A 23,189-nucleotide genomic window follows, 5' to 3' on the forward strand; every position below is an offset into this window, starting at 1 on the left:
GCCATGTGCCTCGCCGCGTTCGCGCTGAACGCCCACCCGCGCTTCCCCCTCGTCATCGCCGCCAACCGCGACGAGTTTTTCGCTCGCGCTGCGGCGCCCATGGCCTGGTGGCCGGATCGGCCCGACATCCTCGCCGGCCGCGATCTCAGTGCCGGCGGCACCTGGTTCGGCCTGACGCGCGCCGGGCGTCTCGCGCTGCTGACCAATGTGCGCGAGCCGGGAAGGCAGATCGTCGATGCGCCGTCGCGCGGCGCCCTGGTCGTTGACTGGCTTGGCTCGTCCAGCGACGCTGACGATTTCGCGGCCGGGCTGGCGCCGGACTACAACGGTTTCAATCTCATCACCGCCGATCTGGCCCGAAACGCCTGGCACTGGATCAGCAACCGTGCCTCCGCGCCGCTTGAACTGCGGCCCGGCATCCACGCGCTATCGAATGCCTCGCTTGACACGCCCTGGCCCAAGACCTTGGGCCTGTCGGAAGCGCTGACCGAGGCGCTCGACAGCTCAACCTCGGCGCAGCAACTGGCAAGCCGGCTCTTCGCCGCGCTGGCCGACGCCACGCCGGCTCCGGACGCGGCCCTTCCCAACACCGGCGTCGGCGTGGCTCGCGAACGCCTGCTGTCGCCCCGCTTCGTGCGCATGCCCGATCCGGCTCGGCCTGACAGGGCTGTCTACGGCACGCGCTGCGCGACCGTGCTGATCCGTGAGGCCAGCGGTACTACCCACGTCATCGAGCGCAGCATCACGGCCGGCGGTGACTGGCTCCCGCCCGTCCACCACGAATTGAGCCGCTGGCCCTGACCCAGGCGCCGCTCAAGCTGATATACAGGCGGGCACTGCCGCTTCTCGCTGCCCGATGAAACCCTTGCCTCGCCTGTCGACCGCCCGTTGGACCGCGCTGGCCTGCATGCTCCTGGCCGGCTTTGTCGCGGTGCGCTGGTGCCTGCAACTGGATGTCGGCAGTTTCCTGCCCGGACTGGCCGAGATCGGCATCGTGTCGTCGGTGCTGTTGCTGCTCGGCAGCGCCACGGCCTGGGTCATGGCCGGCTGGCGCAGCGGGCAGGCGCCGAGCGCTGCCGCCAGGCGCGCCGTGCAGGGCATGGCACTGCTGATGGCCGTGTTGCCAGCCTTGATGCTCATCGAGGCCATGGGTGGCCAGTCCTTGGGTATCGACATCACCCGCCCCGGCGTGCTGCCAACGGCGCTGAACCCTCACCCCGGCCGCATCTCACCCAATGGCTGCGTGGCCCTGCTGCTGCTGTTCGCCTGCCAGGGCCTGCTGGCCGGCCCGCCACGCACGCTGGCCCGGCGTTTGAGCGCGGTCGGCATCATCGTCGCGGCCTGCATCGCCCTCCTTGGCATCCTGGGCTATCTGCTGAATCTGGAGCAGCTCTACCACTGGGGTTCATACAACCGCCTGACGCTGCCGACGGCCGCTGGCCTGGCGCTGCTGGCCCTGTCGATCTGGGAGTTGCGCCTGAGCTGGAGCGACCTGCGTGAGCGCATCGACCTGCATGAGCAGCGCATCACGCGGCGCTCGCTGGCCGTGCTGGCCCTGGTCGCCGTGGCGGCCGGCGCGGGCGGCTTCGCAGCGCTGGAATCGGAGTTCGAGCACACGCGCAAGGAAGATGTGCGCTCCACGGCAGTGCTCACCGCCGAGGCACTGGTCAGCGCCGTCGACGGCGGCGTCTGGCTTGCGCAGACCATCGCCACCCGCCCCGTCGTCATCGAGCAACTCGCGGCGCTGGCCAGCAGCCCGGCCGACACTGCCCGGCGCGAGCGCCTGGGCAACATCACCCGCAGCCTGCTGACGGCCGGCGTCACCGCGGCGCGCTTCGTCGACGCCACCGGCGCGCCGCTGGCCGAAGCCGGCGCCTTCGCTGCCCAGGCGGGCACGCCGTCGCTGGCGCTGGCTCGCGACTACGCCGCCACGGGTCGTCTCGCCTGGACCAGCGGTTTCCTGCTTGCAACCGACGTTCCGATCATGGACAAGGGCGAGGTGGTGGGCCGCTTCCAGAGTGAGCAGCGCCTGCCATTGATGGACCGCCTGGTCATGCGCATCCGCGACACCGATGCCTCCTCCGACGTGCTGATCTGCAACCGCGTCGACAAGGTCGCGTCCTGCGTGCCGTCCAAGCTCTATCCCCAGGCCTTCACCATCCCGATGTTCGACGCCAACGGCAACGTCAACCTGCCGATCAACCGCGCCCTGCTCGGCGAGACGGGCGTCATGCTGACGCCCGACCTGCGCGGCGTGCCGGTCGTCGCGGCCTATGTGCCGCTTGGGCGCACCGGCCTGGCGATGGTCGTCAAGGCCGACATCGATGCCGTCTTCGCCGTCATCCGCCAGCGCCTGGGCTGGCTGGCCCTGCTGCTGACGGTGCTGACTCTGATGGGCACCTGGGTGCTCAGGCAGCACGTGCGGCCCTTGGTGAAACAGCTGGCCGGCGAGCAGGCGCGCTGCCGCGCCATCCTCGACCACTCCAGCGACGCCTTCATCGGCCTGGACAGTGAAGGCCTCATCACCGACTGGAACCTGCAGGCCGAGCGCCTGTTCGGCTACACGGCGGCCGAGGCGAGGGGCCAGCGCGTTTCCGAACTCATCATCCCGCCCGAGTCACGCGCCGCCCACGAGGCCGGCATGGCACGCTTCCGGCACACCGGCCAGGGCCGCGTCGTCAACCAGCGCGTCGAGCTCATGGCCCAGCACCGCGACGGCCGGCTGCTGGACGTGGAGCTTTCCGTTGCCGCGATGGCCGTGGGCGACGGCTACGCGGCACATGCCTTCGTGCGCGACGTCAGCCAGCGCAAGGCCGCCGCCCGCCAGCTCGCCGCCAGCGAGCAGCGCATGCGCGACGTGACCAACGCCATCCCCGCCATGGTCGGCGTCTTCGATGCCCAGGAGCGCTGCGTCTTTGCCAATGACCTGGCCCTCAAGGTGCACGGCCTCGATCGTGACAAGGCCATCGGCCTGCCCATGCGCGACGGCCTGGGCGAGGCCAGCTATGCCCTGCACGAGCCCCATGTGAAGGCCGTGCTGCAAGGCCAGCGCCAGACTTTCGAGGGCTCGCTGCCCTGGCGCGACGGCACTGGCTATTTCCAGATCCACCTCGTGCCCATGCGCGACGCGCAGACCGATGCCGTCAGCGGCTTCTATCTGATGACCTTCGACATCACGGCCCTGCGCAGTGCCCAGTTGAAGCAGGAGCGCAGCGAGCGGCGCCTGCGCTCCATCACGGACAACCTGCCGGCCCTGATCTCCCACCTGGATGCCGACGGCCGCTATCTGTTCGCCAACCGCCAGTTCGAGACCCTGCTCAAACTCGATCCCGAGCAACTGCTCGGCCGGCGCATTGACGAAGTGCGTGACGCGGACTACGTCGCGCAGGTGCACCCCTGGCTGGCCAAGGCCATGGCGGGCCAGACCGTCGTCTTCGAATCCGAGACCGGCCCCAGTGTTGGCCAGGCCCGCCAAACCAGCAGACCTACGTGCCGGAGTTCGACCCCGACGGTCAGGTCGTCGGCGTCTTCGCGGTGACCTTCGACATCACCGACCGCAAGCTCGCCGCCCAGCGTCTCGGCGACGCCCAGGCCCATCTCAAGGCCATCGCCGACAACCTGCCGGTGCTGATCTCCTATATCGACCGCAACCAACGCCTGACCTTCGTCAACAAGACCTTCGAGGAATGGATGGGCGTGGCCCCCGAACTGGCGGTCGGCAGCCACCTGAAGGCGCTGATCGGTCCCGAGCTCTATGCCCAGCGCCAGCCGGCCCTGGAGCAGGCACTGCGCGGCGAACGCGTTGAATTTGAGGTCGCGTCCCAGGCCCTGGGCCTGACCCGGTACCTTCACACCGTCTACATCCCCGACCGGCGCGCCGACGGCAACGTCGCCGGCGTCTACACCCTGTCCACCGACATCACGGCCACCAAGGACATCGAGCGCCGGTTGCATGAACTGGCCCGCATCGATCCGCTGACCCGCCTGCCCAACCGCCGCGAGTTCGAGGAAAGGCTGGCCCTGGCGCTGGCGCGCGCCCGCCGCGGCCAGAAGGCCCTGGCCTTGATCTTCATGGACATCGACCACTTCAAGCGCATCAACGACGGCCATGGCCATGCCGCCGGTGATGCCGTGCTCAAGGAATTTGCCACGCGCATCCGCGGCGCCGTGCGCAGCACCGACACCGCGGCGCGCCTGGSCGGCGACGAGTTCGTCGTCATCCTGGAAGGCCTGCTGAGCGATGCCGAGGCGTCGCACGTGGCGRCCAAGCTCGTCGATGCCATCCGCCCGCCGATGCCACTGCCCGGGGGCGGCGAGATCCTCGTGACGACCAGCGTCGGCATGGCCTGCTGGGGCGGCGTGGGCGACGGTGCCGACGACCTTCTCGAGCGCGCTGACCGGGCCTTGTACCGCGCCAAGGCCGCCGGGCGTGACACCTTCGCGCAAACCATCTTCTGATCGCCGGAGCTGGTAACAACCCGGGCGCGGCGCCGGGCCAAAATGCGCCCGCAGTGACTGCCGCCGTCGCCCTTCCCCGCCGTTTGCCGCCCGACCCCAAGCAGCTGCAGCGCTGCCTGCTGCTGGCGGTGCTGCTGCACGTCTGGCTGGTGCTCGTCTTCGGCAACGCCAGCGGCACGGCCGCGCCGGGCCAGGGTGTCTGGGGCAGCCTGACCGTCAAGCTGCTGGGCCGCAGCGGCAGTGAAGCCGGCGCGCCGCCGAACGACAGCAGCACGGCCGACTCCGGCGGACAGCGTGGGCCAACGCCCGCCGTTACCGAAGCTGGCGCCGCCAGGCTGGGCCGCACGAACCCGCAGGAAGTGCCACCCGAAGCCGCCCGCACCGAGGAGCCCTCGCCCGCACCGCCCAGCGCGGCGACGCTGGAGCTGCCCGAAGGCTTCAAACCCGTGGAGCGCGAGAACCTCAGCGCACCGCCGCGCACCGCGCCGCTGCAGACGCCCTCGGCGGAACTGCCCGCCGCCGTTGGCCGCCTGGAAGCCAGGCCCGAGGCCGCCGTGGCGCCATTGCCCTCCGCCACCAGCCTGCGCGCGCCGAGCCGCCCGACCGAATTGCCCACCCTGCCTGCCGATCTGCCCTCGGCGGTGCGCCGCCTGGAGGCTGCACCCGCCGCACCCGCGCCCGCCTTGCCCCGCCCGGCTGAGCTGCGTGCTGCGCCTGCGCCGGCCACCACCGCCACGCCGAGCGTCGAGCTGCCGGCCCCGGTGCGCCGCCTCGAGGCGCCAGCCGAGGCGGGTGTGAGCCGGGCACCGCCACGCGCTGCCGAGCTGCGTGCCGCGCCGCCGAGCACCGTCGCCCAGCCTGAACCGAGCACCGCCCTGCCCTCCGCCGTACAGCGGCTGGAGGCGCCGACAGCCGAAGGCGGCGCCGTCACGCCGCTGACGCGCTCCAGCGAACTGCGCGCACCAGCGGCAGCCGCCACGGCCACGGCGCCGGCGCTGAACAGCCAGGACCTGCCGGCACCGGTGCGCCGCCTGGAGTCGGCCGATGGCGGTGCTGCAGTCACGCCGCTGCAAAGCACCGCCACCCCGCGAACCACCGCGGCCGCACCTGGCGCGTCGGCGCTGAACGAGCTGTCAGGCAACGTGCCCGGCGAGGTCAACGCCCCGGCCGGCCCGGCGAAAGGCGATCCCAACGCCAGCCCGTATGCCGCACCCAAAGCTGCGGCAGGCTCGCCCGATGCCGGCTCACGCCTGGGCCCCGACCTGCCCATGCCGCCGTCAGCCGCGGCCAGCGCGCCGCGCGCGCCGCTGAACCTGTCACTGCCGCGCGGTGACATTGCCGCCCGCCGCGGCCCGGGCCTGGTCGACATGCTGCCGCAACCACCGGAGCGCAAGTCCAAGCTCGAGCAGTCCATCGAAGACGCTGCCAACAAGGACTGCCGCAAGGCCTACGCGAACGCCGGCATCCTGGCCGCCCTGCCGCTGGCCGTGGACGCGGCGCGTGGCAAGGGCTGCAAGTGGTGAGCCGGGTTCACAGCAGGGCCTGAAGCCGCAGCGCATCCTGCAGCGCCGCACCGGACGCCGTGTTGTCGAAGACGCACCAGCAGGGCACGTCTCGCGGCAGCGCCTCGGCGCGCTCCTGCAACCAGGCCTCTTCATAGGGTGACCAGTAGATGCGCGGCGAGCCATGCCAGCGGAAATAGCGCATGCCCGGCCACCCGCCCGGCTCGCTGGAACCGGGCCATTTGGCCGGGTCGACCGCAGCACGCGCCACCTCGTGATCGCGCAGCAATTTCTCTGCCTCGAGTGAGAACCAGCTCAGATGGCGCGGCTCGCAGACGACGCCGCCACCGAACACCGCATGCACTTGCTTGAAGAAGCGGTCGGCCACGCCGGCGTCGAAATGCAGGGATGGCGGCAACTGCACGAGCAGCACGGCCCATTTCTGGCCCAGGGCACCGGCTTCGCCGGCAAAGCGCACCAGCAGTTCCTGCACGCCTTCGAGCCGCGCCTCATGCGAGATCTGCTTCGGGAGCTTGACGGCGAAGCGGAAGTGCTCGGGTGTGCTGGCGGCCCAGCGCTCATAAGTCTGCGGCCGATGCGGGCGGTAAAAGGAGGAATTGATCTCGACGCCGTTCATGACGGCGGCATAACGCTCCAGCTGCGAGCCCTCCGCCGGAAAGGCCGCCGCCACCTTGGCCGGGATGGACCAGGCAGCCGTGGCGATAACGACGGGTGCAGTGACGTCCAAGCGCCGAGTGGACATGGGCTGTCGACCAGTTCCGCGTCAAGATCGCAATGTCCCCAGCCTAGGCAGGCTGGCAGGGGTCGGGCGTCGGACAAGGGCGCAGCGCGGGCCCGCCGCTGTCCGACGCGGCTCAGAAGCCGCTGAGGACGATCTTGCCGCGCATGCGGCCCGATTCAACGAGTTCATGCGCCCGCCGCAGGTTCGCCGCATTGATCGGGCGCAGCTGCTCGCTGACCGTGGTGCGCACACGACCCGCGTCGACCAGGGCGGCGATGCGCGCCAGCAGGCGGCCCTGCTCCGCGACGTCCGCCGTGCCGAACATCGGTCGCGTGAACATCATTTCCCAGTGCAGGGACAGGGCCTTGCGCTTGAGCGTCATCACATCGATGGGGCCCGAGAGGTCGTCGATGAGGCCCAGACGGCCCTGGGGCGCGGCGGCATCGATGAGGGCGTCCCAGTGCTGCTCGGTATGGGTGAGGCTGGCGATGAACTCGACCTCTGCGACGCCGGCGGCCACCAGTTGCGGCCGCAATGGCTGGCTGTGGTCGATGACGATATGGGCGCCGAGTTGCTTCACCCAGTCCTGCGTTTCGGGCCGGCTGGCCGTGCCGATGACGCGCAACTGGGTCAGCTCGCGGGCCAGTTGCACGAGGATGGAACCGACGCCTCCGGCCGCGCCGGTGACCAGCAGGCTCTGGCCTGCGCCGCCACCCTCGGCCACGCCGAGGCGGTCGAACAACAGCTCCCAGGCCGTGATGGCGGTCAGCGGCAAGGCGGCGGCCTCGGCATCGGTGAGGCTTTTTGGCGCCAGCGCCGCGATGCGGTGGTCGACGACCTGCAACTCGGCATTGGAGCCGGGGCGATTGATGGCGCCGGCGTAGTAGACGCGGTCACCGATGGCAAAGCCACTGACGTCCTGGCCCAGCGCCTCCACGGTACCCACGGCGTCCCAGCCGAGGACCTCGGGCCGGGAAGCCGTTGGCGCGCGGTTGCGTCGCACCTTGGTGTCGACGGGGTTGACCGACACGGCCGCGACGCGAACCAGCAGGTCCAGCGGGCCGGGCGCCGGCGCGGGCAGTTCGAGATCGATCAGGGATTCGGGGTGATCGATGGGCAGGGATTGCACATAGCCGACGGCTTTCATGGGACGTCCTTTCTGAGACGAATCAACGATGGCCGTCATGGTGGCAGCCAGCATTCAAATCAGAAAGACTAGGATCGGCGAATCAGTTTCATCACAAAGATGAAGATGGATCGCTTTTCACCGCTGCAGCTCTTTGTCTGCGCCGCCGAGGCCGGCAGCTTCTCGGCAGCGGCGCGACGCCTGGACCTCGGCCCCGTGCAGGCCAGCGCCACCATTGCAAGGCTGGAGCGTGAGCTGGGCGTGCGGCTGTTCGAGCGCTCGACGCGCCGGCTGCGCCTGACCGAGGCGGGCGAGCAATGGCTGCCGCATGCACGGCAGCTGCTGGCTGCCTGGGAGGGTGGCCAAGCCGCGCTGCGGGGCATCACGGCCGAGGACCAGCCCCTCAGCGGGCGCCTGCGGGTGAGCCTGCCCAGCGACATCGGGCGCCAGCATCTTTGGCACTGGATCGAGGATTTCATTGCCAGTGATGGCAGTTCGGCGCTGCAACTGGAGTTGCGACTCAGCGACCGGGTGACCGATCTCGTGCAGGAGCCCGTCGACTACGCCGTGCGCTACGGCGAGCCGCCCGACTCCAGTCTCATCGCCCTCCCCTTGGCGCCGGACAACCGTCGCGTGCTGTGCGCCAGCCCGGCCTATGTCGCTCGCCACGGCCAACCGGCGACGCCCGCTGACCTGCGTAGCCATAACTGCCTGCGCTGGATGCTCGGTGACAGCCTGCACGGCCGCTGGCGCTTCACGTCACCCGATGGTGAGGCTTGCGCGGTCGAGGTCAGTGGGGACCGCACCGTGGACGACGGCGGCCTGGTGCGCGAATGGGCCGTGGCCGGGCTGGGCATCGCCTACAAGAGCCGCCTCGACGTGGCCGCCGACCTGGCGGCCGGGCGGCTGGTGGCGCTGCTGCCGGAATGGCTCGGCGAGCCCGCGCCGCTTCACTGGATGGCGGTCGGGCGGCACCGCCTGACGCCGGCCCTGCGGCGGCTCGCAGAAAGCATCAGGGCCCACTGTGGGGCCCTGGATGGAAGTGAAGTGCGGCGCTGAGGCCGCGACGTTCAGTGGGCGCGGCGGCGGATGGCGCCCAGGCCGAGCAATGCAAGACCAGTCAGCGCCAGGCTGGCGGGCTCGGGCAGGCGGTTCGGGTCACGCACTGTGAAAGTCAGCGGGCCGCTGGTGAAGCCGCAGCCGTAGTTCTGAAGGTTGGAATTCAGGCACTGGGAATTGGTGGCGATGAAACCGGAACCCGCGGCAACGGCCGTGTAATCGATGATGAACAGCGACGGGTCAAGATTCCACTCCACACCATTACCCAGGGTTCCGATGACGATGTTTGTCAGGTTCAGCGCGGGCGAGCCATCGGCAGTGAACGCACCGCCGCCGGAACCACCGGCATCCACCTCGCCGGCCGAACCGCCTTGGACGATCACTTCGACCTGGAAGGTTTGGCCGATGAGCAGGTTGTTCAGATCCACGCCACCAACACCCTGCATGATCAGGACGGGTGCGGCATGGGCAACCAAAGCAGACGCTGCGAGGGCAACACCGGCAAGGACGGTACGGAAATTCATCTTGTTCTCCAGGCGATTTAGCAAATCAAAGCAAGCTCCGGGCCATTGCTGGTTTCTCCTATGAAGCGCACATTCTTTGTAACAGGCGCTGTAAAGCCCACCGACACCGCAATCGGGCTCAAGCACCTCATTCGAGCTTGACGGGCAGGCCGGGAAGCGGCCAGTGCGGCGCGTGAAAGGGCAGCGCACCACGCCCATCGCGCCACGCCCGTTGCCAGGCCTGCGGCAGGTGGGTCGCCCCGGGTGCAAGGCCGCGCACGACGCAGCCGGCGCTGGCGCCACTGGCGGCGATCTCGGCGAGCTGCTGCGGCTCCAGCACGCCGCCAATGCCGACCACAGGCGCCGGCGCCATCGCCACCCACCAGGCGAGGTTGTGCAGCCCTTGTGCCCGCCAGGGCATGGCCTTGGTCAGCGTTGGCCAGACGGGACCGCAGGCGATGTAGTCGGGCGACCAGGCCACGGCGTGGGCCAACTCCCACAGGCTGTGCGAACTCAGCCCCAGGCGCAGGCCACGAGCTCGCGCCTCGGCAAGGTCACGTCGATCGGCAGCGGAAAGCGCCAGCAGATCTTCCTGGCCCAGATGGATGAAGTCGACGCCCGAGGCCAGTGCCTCTCGCCAGTGGTCGTTGACGATGAGGACCGCGCCCGGGTGCCGCGCGGCCTTGATTTCGGCGCGCAAGCGGGCTGTCCAGACGGCGTCAGCCTCGCCCGGGGTTCGCTTGACGCGCAGTTGGACCGTTTGCAGGCCGGCATCGAAGAGGCGGGCGGCATGGGCGCCGCTGTCGGTGATGGCGTAGACCCCTTCGAGGGCCGGTGCCCCGCGGCGCGCTGCCGGCCAGGCCTCGGGTGGCGCCTCGTCGTCGAACAGCGCGGGCAATAGGCTGGCATCGCCGATGAAACCCGACTCAGGCCGCGCCGGCCCCGCGCCAGCGCCAGGCGACTGCATGTCGGCACGCAGGCCGGAGGTCGTCAGCATCTTGGCGATAACGGCCGCATCGGCAGCGACGAAACCTCGGGCCGATGCCGCAGCCAGGGCGGTCGCGAAGGTGCAGCCGGTGCCGTGGTTGTTGCCAGCGGCGCGGCGCGGCAGGGCCAGCCAGCCGGTTGCATGCTCGGCCGCCAACCAATCCAGGGCGAGCGGGCCGCCGGCATCGCCACCGGTGATGCAGACAGCGTGTGCACCCAGGGCCAGCAGCGCGCGCGCCTGCGCAGGCACGCTGCCCTCGCCCACCAGGCACGCCGTCTCGCGTTGGTTGGGCGTGACGACGCTGGTCCGCGGCAGCAGCTCCTCGCGATAAGCGCGCAGCAGTGCTTCGTCGGCAAAGGTGGCGCCGGTGGAGGCCCGCAGCACCGGGTCGACAACCAGAGTGACGGGAGCGCGCTCGCGCAGCCGGTCAACCCAGCGTGCAACAACGCGCAACTGCTCGACACCGCCGAGCAGGCCCGTCTTGATCGCAGCAGGCGGCAGGTCATCGGCCAGCGCGGCGAGCTGGGCGTCGAGCTGCTCAGGCGGTACGGGAAAGACGGCCTCGACGGCGACGCTGTTCTGCGCCGTCAACGCGGCCGCCACGGGGCAAAGGTGCACGCCCGCCGCATCGGCAGCGCGCTGGTCGGCCGACAGGCCGGCACCGCCACCGCTGTCCAGCCCGGCAATGCTCCAGATGATGGGTGGCTTGCTCATGGAATCAGAAAGGGCCTGCCGCCCACCGGTGTGCTCGCGACAGCCATGTCCTGCTTGCTCATGACGCCGGCCTCGAAGCCGGTTCGCCCGGCCTCGATGGCCTGGCCGAACGCCGCGGCCATGCGGATGGGGTCGCCGGCCTGCGCGACGGCGGAGTTCAAGAGCACGCCGTCAAAGCCCAGCTCCATCGCCTGGGCCGCGTGCGAGGGCGCACCGATGCCGGCGTCCACGATCAGCGACACGCCGGGCAGGCGCTCGCGGAGCGTGCGCAGGGCGAACGGGTTGAGCAGGCCTTGGCCCGACCCGATGGGTGCGCCCCAGGGCATCAGCACCTGGCAGCCGGCGTCCAGCAGGCGGCGGCAGGTGACGAGGTCGTCGGTGCAGTAGGGGAAGACCTCGAAACCGTCCTTCACGAGCTGCTCGGCGGCCGTGACCAGCTCCCAGGGGTCGGGTTGCAGCGTGTACTCGTCGCCGACGACCTCCAGCTTGATCCACGGCGTGTCGTAGAGCTCGCGCGCCATGTGCGCCAGCGTGACGGCCTCCTGCGCGGTGCGGCACCCGGCGGTGTTGGGCAACAGGTGGCCGCCGGTCTCGGCGAGCGTCGCGCGGATGGCGGCGACAAAGCCGTTGTCGCCGGCCGCCGCGAGCGTGCGCTTGAGGCCGACGGTCAACACCTGGGCGCCGCTGGCCAGCACGGCCCGGCGAAGGATCTCGGGCGAGGGGTAGCCGGCGGTGCCGAGCAGGAAGCGGCTGGTGAGCTGGCAGCCGTAAAGGGTCCAAGACATGCTCAGCCTCCGGTGATGGGTTGAATGAGGGTCAGTTCGTCGCCGGGCTGGATCAGCGTCGCCTCGCGCAGCGAACGGGGCACGAAGGCGCCGTTCAACGCCGTGGCGACGGCTTCGGGCGCCCTGTCCTGCTCGGCCAGCATCGCGGCGACGCTCAGGCCTTCGCGCCAGGGGCGGGGCTCGCGGTTCAAGGTGAACTCAGACATGCTGAAGCGCTTTCTCGGCCAGCGCCGGCGCCAGCAGCCAGCCATGGCGAAACAGGCCGTTGATGCGCAGCAGGCCGGGCTGGTGGTCGATGCGCGGCCGATGGTCGGCAAAGGCCGGGCGGAGGTTGGTTTCCATGTGCACGATGCGCGCCTCGGCCAGCGCCGGCAGCACGCTGTGGGCAGCGGCCATCAGCTCAACGGCGCTGCGAAGGCTCACGGGCGAGCGGTCCTCGCTCTCGACCTCGGACGCACCAACGACGATGACGTCGCCCGGCCGCGGCACGAGGTAGACGCGGTGGCGTGGGTGCAGCAGCCGAACGGGGCGGTTGAGCACGACGCCAGGCGCGTGCAGCCACAGGATCTCGCCGCGAACGCCGCGCAGGCCCGGCTGGTCGGGCCTGGCACCGAGACCGCGGGTGTCGATGACGAGGTCGGCATCCAGGCGACGGCCATCATCCAGCTCGACCCGGTGCGGCTGCACGGTGACGGCGCGGCGGCCCCAGAGCCAGTCGACATCGGCGGCTTGCTCGGCCAGGGCGGCCAGCAACTCGCGCGGCAGCAACTGGCCTTCGCCGGGCAGCAGCCAGGCCTTGAGATCGGGCGCAAGCGCAGGTTCCAGCGCCTGCAGCGCGGCGCGATCCAGCGGCTCGGGGCCTTCCGCCAGGCGCGCCAACACTCGCCGCGCCGCGCCCAGGTCACTGCCATGCGCCAGCAGCAGGCTGCCCTCGGTCTTCACCAGGCCGGGTTGCCCCAGCGCCGCGGCAATTGCCGGCCACAGCGCGAGCGACCGCCAGCCCAGCGCCGCGATCTCGGGCTCGGCATGTTCCTGCTCGGCCAGTGGGCTCAGCATGCCGGCCGCGGTGAAGGCCGCGGCGCCGGGCTCGGCCGGCCCGGAGGCAGGGTCCACCACGCTGACGCGATGCCCGGCCCGCGCGAGCTGCCAGGCGAGCAGCCGGCCCATGACGCCGGCGCCCGCAATTGCAACGCGGGTCACGCCTGCGGCTTGATGGGGATGTAGAGCTCGCCGCCGGCCTTGCGGAACTCGGCTGACTTCTGCGCCATGCCGTCAGCCACCACGTCCGCCGCTTCGAGCCCCTTGGCCGCCGCGTACTCGCGCACGTCCTGCGTGATCTTCATCGAGCAGAACTTCGGCCCGCACATGGAGCAGAAGTGCGCCTCCTTGGACGAGTCTTTTGGCAGCGTCTCGTCGTGATAGTCGCGTGCCGTGTCGGGGTCCAGGCCGAGTGCGAACTGGTCGTTCCAGCGGAACTCGAAGCGCGCCTTGCTCATTGCATCGTCACGCGCGCGTGCGCCCGGGTGACCCTTGGCGATGTCGGCCGCGTGCGCGGCGATCTTGTAGGCGATCAGCCCCTGCTTCACGTCGTCGCGGTCGGGCAGGCCCAGGTGCTCCTTGGGCGTCACGTAGCAGAGCATGGCCGTGCCCATCCAGCCGATCATGGCCGCGCCGATGGCGCTGGCGATGTGGTCGTAACCCGGCGCGATGTCTATGGTCAGCGGGCCCAGCGTGTAGAACGGCGCCTCGTCGCAGTGCTTGAGCTGCTCCGTCATGTTGGCCTGGATGAGGTGCATGGGCACGTGGCCGGGGCCCTCGATCATGGTCTGCACGTCGTGCTTCCAGGCCACCTTGGCCAGTTCGCCCAGCGTCTTCAGCTCGGCGAACTGCGCCTCGTCGTTGGCGTCCGCGCCGCTGCCGGGGCGCAGGCCGTCGCCCAGCGAGAAGGTCACGTCGTAGGCCTTCATGATTTCGCAGATCTCTTCGAAGTGCGTGTACAGGAAGTTCTCGCGGTGATGCGTGATGCACCACTTGGCCAGGATGGAGCCGCCGCGCGACACGATGCCCGTGCGGCGCTTGGTCGTCAGGTGAATGAACGGCAGGCGCAGGCCGGCGTGGATGGTGAAGTAGTCGATGCCCTGCTCGGCCTGCTCGATCAGCGTGTCGCGGAAGATGGCCCAGGAGAGGTCTTCGGCGATGCCGCCCACCTTCTCCAGCGCCTGGTAGATGGGCACGGTGCCGATGGGCACGGGCGAGTTGCGCACGATCCAGTCACGCGTCGTGTGGATGTTGCGGCCGGTGGAGAGGTCCATCACCGTGTCCGCACCCCAGCGGATGGACCAGACCAGCTTCTCGACCTCTTCCTCGATGCTGGACGTGACGGCCGAGTTGCCGATGTTGGCGTTGACCTTGACCAGGAAGTTGCGGCCGATGATGGTCGGCTCCAGCTCGGTGTGATTGATGTTGGCCGGGATGACGGCGCGGCCGCGGGCCACCTCCTGGCGGACGAACTCGGGGGTGATGCTCTCGGGGATGGCCGCACCTAGCGAGTCGCCACGCAGGCGCTGCTCGCGCTCGGCGTCGGAGAGGTATTCGCGCATCCACTCGCGCTTGCCGTTCTCGCGCAGCGCGACGAACTCCATCTCCGGCGTGACGATGCCGCGGCGGGCGTAGTGCATCTGGCTGACGTTGGCGCCGGCCTGGGCGCGACGCGGGGGGCGCTGCAGCGCGGCGGCCTCGGCGCGCAGTTGGGCGATGCGCTCGTTGTCCTCCTTGCCGCCATCGTCCAGCGCCACGCGCGTGCGGCCGGTATAGGCCTCGGTGTCGGCGCGGTCACCAACCCAGCTGGAGCGGATGGACGGCAAGCCGCGGCGCACGTCGATCTGCGCCTTGGGGTCGGTGTAGGGGCCGGAGGTGTCGTGCACGACGACCCGCTCGCCATTCGTCAGCGCGATTTCTCGCATGGGCACGGCCACGTCGGGCCGGCTGCCGGTCACGTAGACCTTGCTTGATGCCGGGAAGGGCTCGCGCGTCAGCGACAGGCGCTCATCGAGCGAGAGGTTCTTTTCGGGGGCGTTCATGGCGGCGGTCTCCTGGAGCAGTGGGTTCGGTGCTCCAAGGCCGCCTGTGGGTGAGGTCCGGCCCGAAGGCCACACCTGCACGCCGCGAGGCATGCGCTCTCCTTACGCCGGTATTAGCCGGTTCAAGTTCACGGGTTTGGTCAGGGCTTGTTAACACGACGGCAACGGGCCGCGTTGTGGCCAGAAAGGCCGCGAGCAAGGCGCAAAGCGGAGCCGGGTTGGGCACCCGGCGAGCATTTGCAACGCCGCGCGCGGCCTTTCTGGCCACAACCCGAAGGGAAGGCCATCTGCCAGGGGTCACTCCGCGTTGCACCGCTTGCCCGCATATCAATGCGGGCGGCGCGCTACGCCTTGATTGGCCCCTGGCAGATGGCCTTCGCGGCCCATTGCCGTCGTGTTAACAAGCCCAGGATGACCATCTCAGCGTCTGGGCTCGGCTTTCGCCAGGCCCGGGCACCCCGGAGCGGGGGCGATTGTGCTTGTCAATTCGCGCGTCTGGCAAGCCCGAGGGCGACGGCAACCAAAGCTGTCGCGATGACGAAGCTCAAGCGCAGGCCGCCGGCGGCGAAAACGGCGCCCATGGCCGAGGCGCCGGTGATGAGGCCGAGGTTGCGCGACAGCGTCAGCAGGCCGCTGATGACGCCGCGCTGTTCGGCCGGCACCTCGGCCATGACCSCTGTGTTGTTGGCGGCCTGGAAGAGTGCATAGCCTGGCGTGACGATGGCGAGTGGGCCCACATAGGCGATGGCGCCAAGTGACGCGGGCAGCAGCGCGATCAGCGCGCAGCCAACCGCCATGACGGCAAGGCCCAGTTGGCTCGTGCGCCGTGTGCCGAAGCGGTCCACCAGCCGGCCGGCCGGAATGCCGCTGCCGGCCGAAAGGAGGGGGCCGACGGACATCAGCACACCTACTGTGGCAGCGCCAAGGCCGAGCGCGCCGCTGAGGTGGAAGGGGCCAACGACCAGGGTGGCCATCATGACGGCAGACACCAGGGCGTTCATCGCCAGGGCTGTGCTCAGGGCGGGGTCGCGCAGCCGGTCCAGCCGCACGAGAGGCGCCGCAGCGCGCGCCTCGGTGCGCAGGAACAGCAGCAGGCCCACCGCGGCGGCAGCCAGCAGGCCAAGATGCCACGTCATCGCGAGGGCATAGGCCGCCAGCGTCAGCGCCAGCCACCACGTGCCGGGCAGGTCGAAGCCGGCAGCGCCCTGCCCTCGGTCAGCCGGCAGATACCGCCAGGCCAGCGCAATGGCCAGCAAGCCCAGCGGCAGGTTGACGGCGAATACGGCCTGCCAGCCCAAAGCACCGATCAGCGCGCCACCCAGCGACGGACCGAGAGCCGTGCCGACTGCCGACATCGTGCCCAGCAGCCCCATCGCGCTGCCCGTGCGCGCCTTGGGCAGCGCCGCGCCCACCATGGCCATCGTCAAGGCCATCATGGCGGCAGCGCCCACGCCTTGCAGTGCCCGGGCGGCGATCAGCAGCGGCAGCGTGGGTGCCAGCGCGCAGAGCGTCGACGCGGCCGTGAACAGCGCGATGCCGGCCAGCAGCAGGCGGCGTCGGCCGATCAGGTCACCCAGCCGGCCGGCACTGACGATGAGGGTCGTGATCGCCAGCAGATAGGCCAGCACGACCCATTGCGCCTCGGCGAAGCCGGCACCGAAGGCGCTAGCCAGCGTGGGCAGCGCGACATTGGCGCTGCTGACGGCCAGCGAAGGCAGCAGGGTGCAAAGGGCCAGGCCGACAAGCACGCCGGTGACAGGCGTTGCGGCGGGTTGAGCGACGGTCGAGGTATTCATGCCCCGACCTTAGGCATTTGCTGGGCATGGCGGAAGACGCATCATCTGCACTTCATCAATGCGCGAGACGCCATGTCAGACCCTGATCTGAACCTGCTGCTGACGCTGGACGCCCTGCTGGCCGAGGGCAGCGTCGCTGGCGCTGCAAGGCGTCTCAGGCTGAGCCCGTCGGCGATGAGCCGGTCGCTGGCGCGGTTGCGCGAGGCGACGGGCGACCCGCTGCTCGTGCGGGCCGGGCGTGGCCTGGTGGCGTCACCTAGGGCGCTGGAATTGCGCGAGCGCATCGGACCGCTGCTGCAGGAGGCGCAGGCCGCGTTGAGGCCGGCGGCGGCGTTGCGGCTGGACAAACTGGAGCGAGAGTTCACGTTGCGAACGCGCGAAGGGTTTGTCGAGAACTTCGGCGCAGCCCTGCTAGCGCGCATGAGTTCGGAAGCGCCGAGCGTGCGGCTGCGCTTCGTCCCCAAGCCCGATCGTGACAGCACGCCCCTGCGTGATGGCAGCGTCGACCTGGAGACAGGCATCGTCACTGCGTCCAGCGGGCCGGAGCTGCGCGCGCAGGCGTTGTTTCGCGATCGCTTTGTGGCCGTCGCGCGCCAAGGTCATGGGCTGGCGAGCGGCAAGCTGACGGCGAAACGCTACGCAGCGGGCCGGCATGTCGCCATCTCCCGGCGCGGCACGGCGGCAGGGCCTGTCGACGAAGCGTTGTCCGCGCTGAACCTTGGCCGCGACATCGTCGTCACGGTGGCGGGGTTTTCGGAGGCATTGGCCCTGGCGCGCGGCACGGATCTGATTGCAACGGTGCCCGAGCGGCACACCGGGCATCTGCGCGATGGCCTGCTGACTGTCGGTCTGCCACTGGCGCTGGAGCCGTTCACCGTCTCGCTGCTGTGGCATCCTCGGATGGATGGGGATGCGGCGCATCGGTGGTTGCGTGGCTGCGTGCGCGAGGTCTGCGCGGCCTGATCTACGGCAAGTCGCCCTCGAGTGCACAAGCCGCTGCGCTCGCCAGGCTTTTGCGCCCGCCCCCGGCTGAGCCGCGTCAGCCCTTGGCCAGCAGTTGCGCGCCGTCCACCCGGGCAGCGCCTTTATCGAAAGTCCACAGCGGCTGCTCGCCGGCCTGGGCGGCCAGCGCGATGTGCAGGCAGTCGGCGAAGTCCGCCGGGCCTTGGCGGTACAGCTGCAGCGCCACCTCCAGCGCACGCTCCGATTCGATGTTCAGCTCGGCCGCCGAGAACAGCGATGACAGGGCGTGCAGCACGCTGTCCTTGTCGAAGCCATAGCTCTTGCGCAGCACCCATTCGAGCTCCAGCACGACGGTGACGGGCACGAAGAGCGTGGCGCCTTCACCCGTCAGCCGCGCCATCAGCTGGCGCACCGCCGCAGCCTGCGCGGCGTCGTCCTGCACGAGGTAGCGCACCAGGACGTTGGTATCGAGCGCGGGCATGCCTCAGCGCCAGGGGTTCATTTCATCGATGCCGATGCGCTTGCCCTTGGGGGCCTTGAGCATGCCGGCCATGTCGAGGATGGACTTGCTCTTGACCCGCACGATCAGAGTGCCATCGGGCATGGCCGACCACACCAGGCGCGTGCCAGGCTTGGCATCCACGAGTGCCCGGATTTCTGCGGGCATGGTGGTCTGGCCCTTGGCAGTGACGGTGGATTCGGACATGGCAACTCCTTACTATTGGCGAGATTGTAATTCGCACAAGCAAAAAGGGCCGACCACTTGACGTGACCGGCCCAAGCGCAGAAGCGCTCGAGGGATCTCTTGCTTATTCCTTGTCCGCCGGCATCGCACCCGGCATGCCGTGCAGCGGCATCGACGAGGCACCGCCCTGCTCTGCTGTCTTCTTGGCGGGCTTCTTCTCCCGCACCAGATAGCTGTACAGCACCGGCACCACCACCAGCGTCAGCAGCGTCGAGGTGATGACACCGCCGATGATGGCGCGGCCCATGGGCGCCTGGATTTCGCCGCCGTCGTTCAGCGCGATGGCCATCGGCAGCATGCCAAAGACCATGGCGGCCGTCGTCATGATGATGGGGCGCATGCGGATCAGCCCGGCTTCGCGCAGCGCCTCGGCCACCGTGGCTCCGGCCTTGCGGGCATGGTTGGCGAAGTCCACCAGCAGGATGGCGTTCTTGGTGACCAGGCCCATCAGCATGACCAGGCCGATCATCGAGAACACGTTCAGCGTCGAGCGCCACAGCAGCAGGGCCAGCATCACGCCGATGAGGGCGAGCGGCAGTGAAGCCATGATGGCGATGGGCTGCAGGAAGCTGCCGAACTGGCTGGCCAGCACGATGTAGATGAAGATGCCGGCCAGCGCCATGGCCGCCAGCAGGCCGTTGAAGGCCTCGGCCTGCTGCTTGCCGGCGCCGTCCACCTTGAAGCTGGTGCCCGGGGGCAGCTGGGTGGCCTTGATCAGCTTCTGCACATCGGCATTCACGTCGCCGCCCGGGCGGCCCTGGACGCCGGCGAACACGGCCTCGCGGCGCTGCAGGTTCTCGCGGCGGATCACCTCGGGGTTGAACACCGGCTCGATGGTCGCGACCTGGTCCAGCGCGATGGGCGCACCGTCCTTGGAGAAGGCCACGGGCAGCTTGCTCATCTGCTCGATGCGCTCGCGCTGTTCGCGCGGCAGGCGCAGCAGCACCTCGACCTGGTTGCCATCCGGCGTCGTCCAGTAGGTCGCGATCTCGCCGTTCACGTAGGCACGCAGGCTGGAGGCGATCTGCGGGGCGGTCAGGCCCAGTTCGCGGATGGCCGAATCCTTCAGGCGCACGGCAAAGGCCGGCAGGCCGGGCTTGACGGTCGTGTCCACGTCGACGGCGCCGGGGATCTTCTTGATCTTCTCGACCAGGTCGGTGGCGGCCTGGGTCAGCACTTCGGGGTCGCTGCCCAGGATGGTGATCCAGATCGGGCGGTTGAAGCCAACACTGACCTCGATGCCGGGGATCTTGGCAATGTCGGCGCGGATGGCGTCCTCGATCTCCTTTTGCGTGCGCTTGCGTTCGCTGCGGTCGGTCAGCGTGATATTCAGCGCCGCCTGGTTGCGGCCGGTGGACAGGCCTTCGCCGGTGCTGCCAACCACGGTCGAGACGGTCTTGATCTCGGGGTAGTTCTTGAGGATCTCCTCGATCTGGGCGACCTTGGCGCTGCCGCGCTCGATGCTGCTGGCCACCGGCATGCGCAGGTTGACCTGCGTGAAGCCGTTGTCTGTCTCGGGCACGAATTCGCTGCCGACCATGGGCGCCAGGGCCAGTGCGGCGACGAAGCTGGCGAAGGCACCCCACATGACGAGGCCACGCGGCGTCAGCGTCGCGAAGCGGAACACGCGCTTCGCGGCCTTGTCGCGCTTGCCGTCCGCGCTGAACGGATGGCCATAGGCGGGAATCGGCGGCACGAAGACGCGGTAGCGACGGCCGGAGAAGGCCCAGTCGATCGTCCTGGCATAGAGGTCGTGCAGGCGGTCCATGCTCCAGTCGGTCGCGCGGATGAGATGACCGATGACAGGCCAGTGCTTGATGCGCGTGCCCGGCGGGTCTGGCCAGACCGACGACAGCATCGGGTCGAGCGTGAAACTGACGAACAGGCTGACCAGCACCGCCACCGCGACGGTGATGCCGAAGGGGTAGAAGAACTTGCCGATGATGCCGCCCATGAAGGCGACGGGCACAAACACCGCGCAGATGGCGAAGGTGGTGGCCATGACGGCCAGGCCGATCTCGTTGGTGCCGTCGAACGACGCCTGGCGGTGGTCCTTGCCCATGGCCACATGGCGCACGATGTTCTCGCGCACGACGATGGCGTCGTCGATCAGCAGGCCGATGCACAGGCTCAAGGCCATCATCGTCATGAAGTTCAGCGTGAAGCCGAAGGCCTGCACGGCGATGAAGCTGGAGATGACGGCGATGGGCAGCGTCAGGCCGGTGATGATGGTCGAGCGCCAGCTGTGCAGGAACAGGAAGACGATGGCCACCGTCAGCAGAGCGCCTTCAATCAGCGTGTGCTGCAGGCCGGTCAGCGAGCCCTTGACGAAGTCGCTGGCGGCGTAGATGAGGCGCAGCTCGACGTCCTTGGGCAGCGTCTTGCGCAGCTCGGCCATTGCTTCCTTCACGGACTCGCCGGTCTTGACGATGTTGGCGTCCTGCTGCTTGAAGATGTTGAAGCTGACGGCCGGCTGGCCGTTGATGCGGGCGATGCTGTCCTGCTCGCGCTCGCGCTCGACCAGGGTGCCGAGGTCGTTCAGCGTCAGCGCCAGGTTGCCGCGGCGGGCGACGATCATGTTGCCGAAAGCCTTGGGGTCCTTCACGCGACCTTCCACGCGCAGGATGGCGTCGGAGGTGGAGTCGGACAGCAGGCCCACCGGCTGATCGGCGTTGGCCTCAGCCAGCGCCTTGGCAATCTCGGCCGGCGTCACGCTGTAGGCGCGCAGCCGCATCGGGTCGAGGTCGATACGCACCTCGCGGGTGGTCAGGCCGCCCACGTCCACCTTGGCCACGCCTTCCACACGACCCAGGCGCTTGGAGACGATCAGGTCGGCCATCATGGACAGCTCGCGCGAGCCGCGTGTGGGGCTCAGCAGCGCCATGACGACGACGGGCTGCGAGTTGTCGTTCTCGAAGCGCTGCACCGTCGGCGGCTTGGCGTCACGCGGGAATCGGGCCTGCGCGGCGGCGACGCGGTCGCGCAGGTCCTGCATCGCGCGGCCCATGTCGGCGTTCAGCGAGAACTCGACGCTGGCCTGCACACGGCCCTCGAAGCTGCGCGACTGGATGCGTTCCACGCCGGCAATCGTGTTCAGCGCCTCTTCCAGGGGTTTGGCGATCTCGCGCTCGACGGCCTCGGGCGAGGCGCCGGGGTAGCGCACGTCCACCTGCGCGCCGGGGAAGGAAATGTCGGGCATCTGCTCGACGCCCAGCTTGGAGTAGGAAAACAGGCCCAGCACGCACAGGGCCACCATCACCATGGTCGCAAAGACCGGGTTCTGGATGGAAACGCGGGTCATCCACATGGCACGCCCCTTACTGAACCGTGGCGGCCGACGCGGCCGAGCTGGCCACCTTGGCCTTGGCGGCGACGATGTTCGCCTTGTCACCTTCGCGCAGGTTGTCGAAGCGCGCCGCCAGCACCTGGGCTTCGGGCTTGAGGCCGTTCAACACCTCCACGCGGCCTTCGCGGGCGTCGCTGCGGCCGGTCGTCACGATCCGGCGCACCAGGGCGCCGCTCTCGATCATCCAGATCTGTTCCTGGCCGGCATTGCGGCTGATGGCGGCGATGGGCACGGTCAGGCGCTGGGTGTCGTCCTGCAGCACCACCTTGGCGACGGCGTACTGGCCGGCGCGGTAGGCCTCCTTGGGGTTGGCCAGCACCAGGGTCACGCCGATGGAACGCGTGCCCGGCTCGGCGCTCGGCGCGATGCGGTCGATCTTGGCCTCGACCGGCTCTTCCACGCCCTCGACCTTCACCTGCACCGTCATGCCCGGCTTCAGGCGGCTGACTTCATGCGTGCCGACCAGGCCGGCCAGTTCGAGCTTGGACAGGTCGACGATGGTCAGGATCTGCTGTTCGGCCGCCACTTTCTCGCCGGGCACCACATGGCGCTTGGAGACGACGCCGTTGATGGGGGCGACCAGCGCGGCCTGGCGCATCGTCACCTGGCTGGTGTCGAGCTGGGCCTTGGCGGCGTTCCAGTTGGCGCGGGCCGACTCGTAGGCGGCGCGCGAGTTGTCGAGTGCCGTCTGGGCAATGAAATTCTTGGCAGCCAGGCCTTCGTTGGCCTTGAAGCTGCGCTCGGCCTGCTCCATCTGGGCCCGCATGGCTTCGACGCTGGCGCCGCGCTCGGCGATGCGATAGCGAAGCTCTTCCAGGTCGACCTGGCCGAGAGCCTGGCCCGCCTTCACGCGGCTGCCTTCGCCGACAGCGAGGTTGAGCAGCGTGCCGTTGGACTTGGCGCGAACCATGGCCGTGCCCGGCGCCACCAGCGGGCCGCTGAATTCGATCTGGGCCGGCATGGCGGTCAGCGTCGGCTTGACGACTTCGCTGGGCACGAACTCCAGCACGGCCTTGGCCTTCTCGTCACCCGGCTTGTTGGGGCCATCCCCCTTGCTCGCCATGACGGCCACCCCGGCACCGCCCACCAACAACACGGCTGCGACGACGCTACCGATCTTCCAAGACTTGCGCATGGCTCCCCCAATCACTCTCTGATTTCACGACCTTTACAGTCTAGAAACCGGCGGCAAGCCGCGCAGCGGGCTTGTGACGAAACGCGGTTTGCGAGGGCTGAGCTGCACCGGCCGGCGATCAGGCTGGAATCCCGGCGGACGAGTTGCGGATCACGAGAGGCGGCCTGCATCAAATCCGCTGCGCAGCGTCATGACGAGGTCATAGCGACACCAATTGCCGGCGAGCGGCCATCGCCGCTGCTGCTGC

At 69.3% G+C, this 23,189-nt stretch carries 19 protein-coding genes; 6 read left to right on the forward strand and 13 right to left on the reverse strand.

Features of this window, described 5'->3' with window-relative positions:
- The first annotated feature begins 3 nt into the window (after nt 1-3).
- Genes ACXJKM_RS17490 through ACXJKM_RS17505 form a run of 4 tightly spaced genes read left to right on the forward strand, consistent with a single transcriptional unit; the run spans nt 4 to nt 5,981 of the window.
- Nucleotides 4-801 carry an NRDE family protein gene (locus ACXJKM_RS17490; RefSeq protein ID WP_457354019.1) on the forward strand — a complete coding sequence of 266 codons (798 nt, stop codon included), beginning with the start codon at nt 4-6 and terminating at the stop codon, nt 799-801.
- A 55-nt stretch (nt 802-856) separates the two neighbouring features.
- A complete protein-coding gene (locus ACXJKM_RS17495; RefSeq protein WP_457354021.1) occupies nt 857-3,538 on the forward strand; it encodes a PAS domain S-box protein in 2,682 nt (893 codons plus the stop codon).
- Nucleotides 3,490-4,458 (forward strand): diguanylate cyclase domain-containing protein, encoded by a 969-nt coding sequence (locus ACXJKM_RS17500; RefSeq protein ID WP_457354023.1) that lies wholly within the window; start codon nt 3,490-3,492, stop codon nt 4,456-4,458. The genes ACXJKM_RS17495 and ACXJKM_RS17500 overlap by 49 nt, the downstream gene beginning before the upstream one ends.
- Before the next feature lie 53 nt (nt 4,459-4,511).
- Nucleotides 4,512-5,981 (forward strand): hypothetical protein, encoded by a 1,470-nt coding sequence (locus ACXJKM_RS17505; protein WP_457354025.1) that lies wholly within the window; start codon nt 4,512-4,514, stop codon nt 5,979-5,981.
- A gap of 7 nt (nt 5,982-5,988) precedes the next feature.
- Here the strand turns inward: ACXJKM_RS17505 and ACXJKM_RS17510 are convergent, their stop codons facing one another.
- Nucleotides 5,989-6,723, reverse strand: a complete 735-nt coding sequence (locus tag ACXJKM_RS17510; RefSeq protein WP_457354027.1) for a DUF72 domain-containing protein — start codon at nt 6,721-6,723, stop codon at nt 5,989-5,991.
- A gap of 112 nt (nt 6,724-6,835) precedes the next feature.
- The gene (locus tag ACXJKM_RS17515) at nt 6,836-7,849 is read right to left on the reverse strand and encodes a zinc-binding alcohol dehydrogenase family protein (protein WP_457354029.1); all 1,014 of its coding nucleotides are present in this window, start codon (nt 7,847-7,849) and stop codon (nt 6,836-6,838) included.
- Between the two features lie 105 nt (nt 7,850-7,954).
- On the opposite strand from ACXJKM_RS17515, the gene ACXJKM_RS17520 reads away from it, so the two are divergent.
- Entirely contained in the window at nt 7,955-8,887 is a 933-nt protein-coding gene (locus ACXJKM_RS17520) for a LysR family transcriptional regulator (protein WP_457354031.1), read from the forward strand.
- An 11-nt stretch (nt 8,888-8,898) separates the two neighbouring features.
- Here the strand turns inward: ACXJKM_RS17520 and ACXJKM_RS17525 are convergent, their stop codons facing one another.
- The 7 genes from ACXJKM_RS17525 to ACXJKM_RS17555 form a co-directional block, all read right to left on the reverse strand.
- The gene (locus ACXJKM_RS17525; RefSeq protein ID WP_457354033.1) at nt 8,899-9,411 is read right to left on the reverse strand and encodes a PEP-CTERM sorting domain-containing protein; all 513 of its coding nucleotides are present in this window, start codon (nt 9,409-9,411) and stop codon (nt 8,899-8,901) included.
- 127 nt (nt 9,412-9,538) lie between these two features.
- Nucleotides 9,539-11,092, reverse strand: a complete 1,554-nt coding sequence (locus tag ACXJKM_RS17530; protein ID WP_457354035.1) for a bifunctional hydroxymethylpyrimidine kinase/phosphomethylpyrimidine kinase — start codon at nt 11,090-11,092, stop codon at nt 9,539-9,541.
- A complete protein-coding gene (locus ACXJKM_RS17535) occupies nt 11,089-11,877 on the reverse strand; it encodes a thiazole synthase (RefSeq protein ID WP_457354037.1) in 789 nt (262 codons plus the stop codon). The genes ACXJKM_RS17530 and ACXJKM_RS17535 overlap by 4 nt, the downstream gene beginning before the upstream one ends.
- A gap of 2 nt (nt 11,878-11,879) precedes the next feature.
- Nucleotides 11,880-12,083 carry a sulfur carrier protein ThiS gene (thiS, locus tag ACXJKM_RS17540; RefSeq protein WP_457354039.1) on the reverse strand — a complete coding sequence of 68 codons (204 nt, stop codon included), beginning with the start codon at nt 12,081-12,083 and terminating at the stop codon, nt 11,880-11,882.
- Nucleotides 12,076-13,077 (reverse strand): FAD-dependent oxidoreductase, encoded by a 1,002-nt coding sequence (locus tag ACXJKM_RS17545; protein ID WP_457354041.1) that lies wholly within the window; start codon nt 13,075-13,077, stop codon nt 12,076-12,078. The genes thiS and ACXJKM_RS17545 overlap by 8 nt, the downstream gene beginning before the upstream one ends.
- Entirely contained in the window at nt 13,074-14,957 is a 1,884-nt protein-coding gene (gene thiC, locus ACXJKM_RS17550) for a phosphomethylpyrimidine synthase ThiC (protein ID WP_457354043.1), read from the reverse strand. The genes ACXJKM_RS17545 and thiC overlap by 4 nt, the downstream gene beginning before the upstream one ends.
- Before the next feature lie 482 nt (nt 14,958-15,439).
- Complete coding sequence (locus ACXJKM_RS17555) at nt 15,440-16,753, reverse strand: MFS transporter (RefSeq protein ID WP_457354045.1); 1,314 nt, start codon at nt 16,751-16,753, stop codon at nt 15,440-15,442.
- Nucleotides 16,754-16,825: 72 nt separating this feature from the next.
- Between ACXJKM_RS17555 and ACXJKM_RS17560 the strand changes: the two genes are divergently transcribed.
- Nucleotides 16,826-17,716, forward strand: coding sequence for a LysR family transcriptional regulator (locus ACXJKM_RS17560; RefSeq protein WP_457354047.1), 891 nt, complete (start codon nt 16,826-16,828; stop codon nt 17,714-17,716).
- A 76-nt stretch (nt 17,717-17,792) separates the two neighbouring features.
- Here ACXJKM_RS17560 and ACXJKM_RS17565 read toward each other — a convergent pair whose 3' ends face one another.
- The 4 genes from ACXJKM_RS17565 to ACXJKM_RS17580 form a co-directional block, all read right to left on the reverse strand.
- Entirely contained in the window at nt 17,793-18,197 is a 405-nt protein-coding gene (locus tag ACXJKM_RS17565; RefSeq protein WP_457354049.1) for a PIN domain-containing protein, read from the reverse strand.
- A gap of 3 nt (nt 18,198-18,200) precedes the next feature.
- Nucleotides 18,201-18,422 carry an AbrB/MazE/SpoVT family DNA-binding domain-containing protein gene (locus ACXJKM_RS17570; RefSeq protein ID WP_056196972.1) on the reverse strand — a complete coding sequence of 74 codons (222 nt, stop codon included), beginning with the start codon at nt 18,420-18,422 and terminating at the stop codon, nt 18,201-18,203.
- Nucleotides 18,423-18,525: 103 nt separating this feature from the next.
- Nucleotides 18,526-21,768, reverse strand: coding sequence for an efflux RND transporter permease subunit (locus ACXJKM_RS17575; protein ID WP_056196970.1), 3,243 nt, complete (start codon nt 21,766-21,768; stop codon nt 18,526-18,528).
- A gap of 10 nt (nt 21,769-21,778) precedes the next feature.
- Nucleotides 21,779-22,942 carry an efflux RND transporter periplasmic adaptor subunit gene (locus ACXJKM_RS17580; protein ID WP_056196968.1) on the reverse strand — a complete coding sequence of 388 codons (1,164 nt, stop codon included), beginning with the start codon at nt 22,940-22,942 and terminating at the stop codon, nt 21,779-21,781.
- Nucleotides 22,943-23,189 lie beyond the last annotated feature (247 nt).

Source organism: Roseateles sp. P5_D6, from assembly GCF_054049415.1.

What these genes read in the sequence shown, in the direction of transcription:
- ACXJKM_RS17580 (WP_056196968.1), bottom strand. Translation starts at nt 22,942, where the DNA reads ATGCGCAAGTCTTGGAAGATCGGTAGCGTCGTCGCAGCCGTGTTGTTG.
- ACXJKM_RS17515 (WP_457354029.1), bottom strand. Translation starts at nt 7,849, where the DNA reads ATGAAAGCCGTCGGCTATGTGCAATCCCTGCCCATCGATCACCCCGAA.
- ACXJKM_RS17520 (WP_457354031.1), top strand. Translation starts at nt 7,955, where the DNA reads ATGGATCGCTTTTCACCGCTGCAGCTCTTTGTCTGCGCCGCCGAGGCC.
- ACXJKM_RS17560 (WP_457354047.1), top strand. Translation starts at nt 16,826, where the DNA reads ATGTCAGACCCTGATCTGAACCTGCTGCTGACGCTGGACGCCCTGCTG.
- ACXJKM_RS17510 (WP_457354027.1), bottom strand. Translation starts at nt 6,723, where the DNA reads ATGTCCACTCGGCGCTTGGACGTCACTGCACCCGTCGTTATCGCCACG.
- ACXJKM_RS17525 (WP_457354033.1), bottom strand. Translation starts at nt 9,411, where the DNA reads ATGAATTTCCGTACCGTCCTTGCCGGTGTTGCCCTCGCAGCGTCTGCT.
- thiS (WP_457354039.1), bottom strand. Translation starts at nt 12,083, where the DNA reads ATGTCTGAGTTCACCTTGAACCGCGAGCCCCGCCCCTGGCGCGAAGGC.
- ACXJKM_RS17575 (WP_056196970.1), bottom strand. Translation starts at nt 21,768, where the DNA reads ATGTGGATGACCCGCGTTTCCATCCAGAACCCGGTCTTTGCGACCATG.
- thiC (WP_457354043.1), bottom strand. Translation starts at nt 14,957, where the DNA reads ATGAACGCCCCCGAAAAGAACCTCTCGCTCGATGAGCGCCTGTCGCTG.
- ACXJKM_RS17570 (WP_056196972.1), bottom strand. Translation starts at nt 18,422, where the DNA reads ATGTCCGAATCCACCGTCACTGCCAAGGGCCAGACCACCATGCCCGCA.
- ACXJKM_RS17530 (WP_457354035.1), bottom strand. Translation starts at nt 11,092, where the DNA reads ATGAGCAAGCCACCCATCATCTGGAGCATTGCCGGGCTGGACAGCGGT.
- ACXJKM_RS17565 (WP_457354049.1), bottom strand. Translation starts at nt 18,197, where the DNA reads ATGCCCGCGCTCGATACCAACGTCCTGGTGCGCTACCTCGTGCAGGAC.
- ACXJKM_RS17490 (WP_457354019.1), top strand. Translation starts at nt 4, where the DNA reads ATGTGCCTCGCCGCGTTCGCGCTGAACGCCCACCCGCGCTTCCCCCTC.
- ACXJKM_RS17535 (WP_457354037.1), bottom strand. Translation starts at nt 11,877, where the DNA reads ATGTCTTGGACCCTTTACGGCTGCCAGCTCACCAGCCGCTTCCTGCTC.
- ACXJKM_RS17495 (WP_457354021.1), top strand. Translation starts at nt 857, where the DNA reads ATGAAACCCTTGCCTCGCCTGTCGACCGCCCGTTGGACCGCGCTGGCC.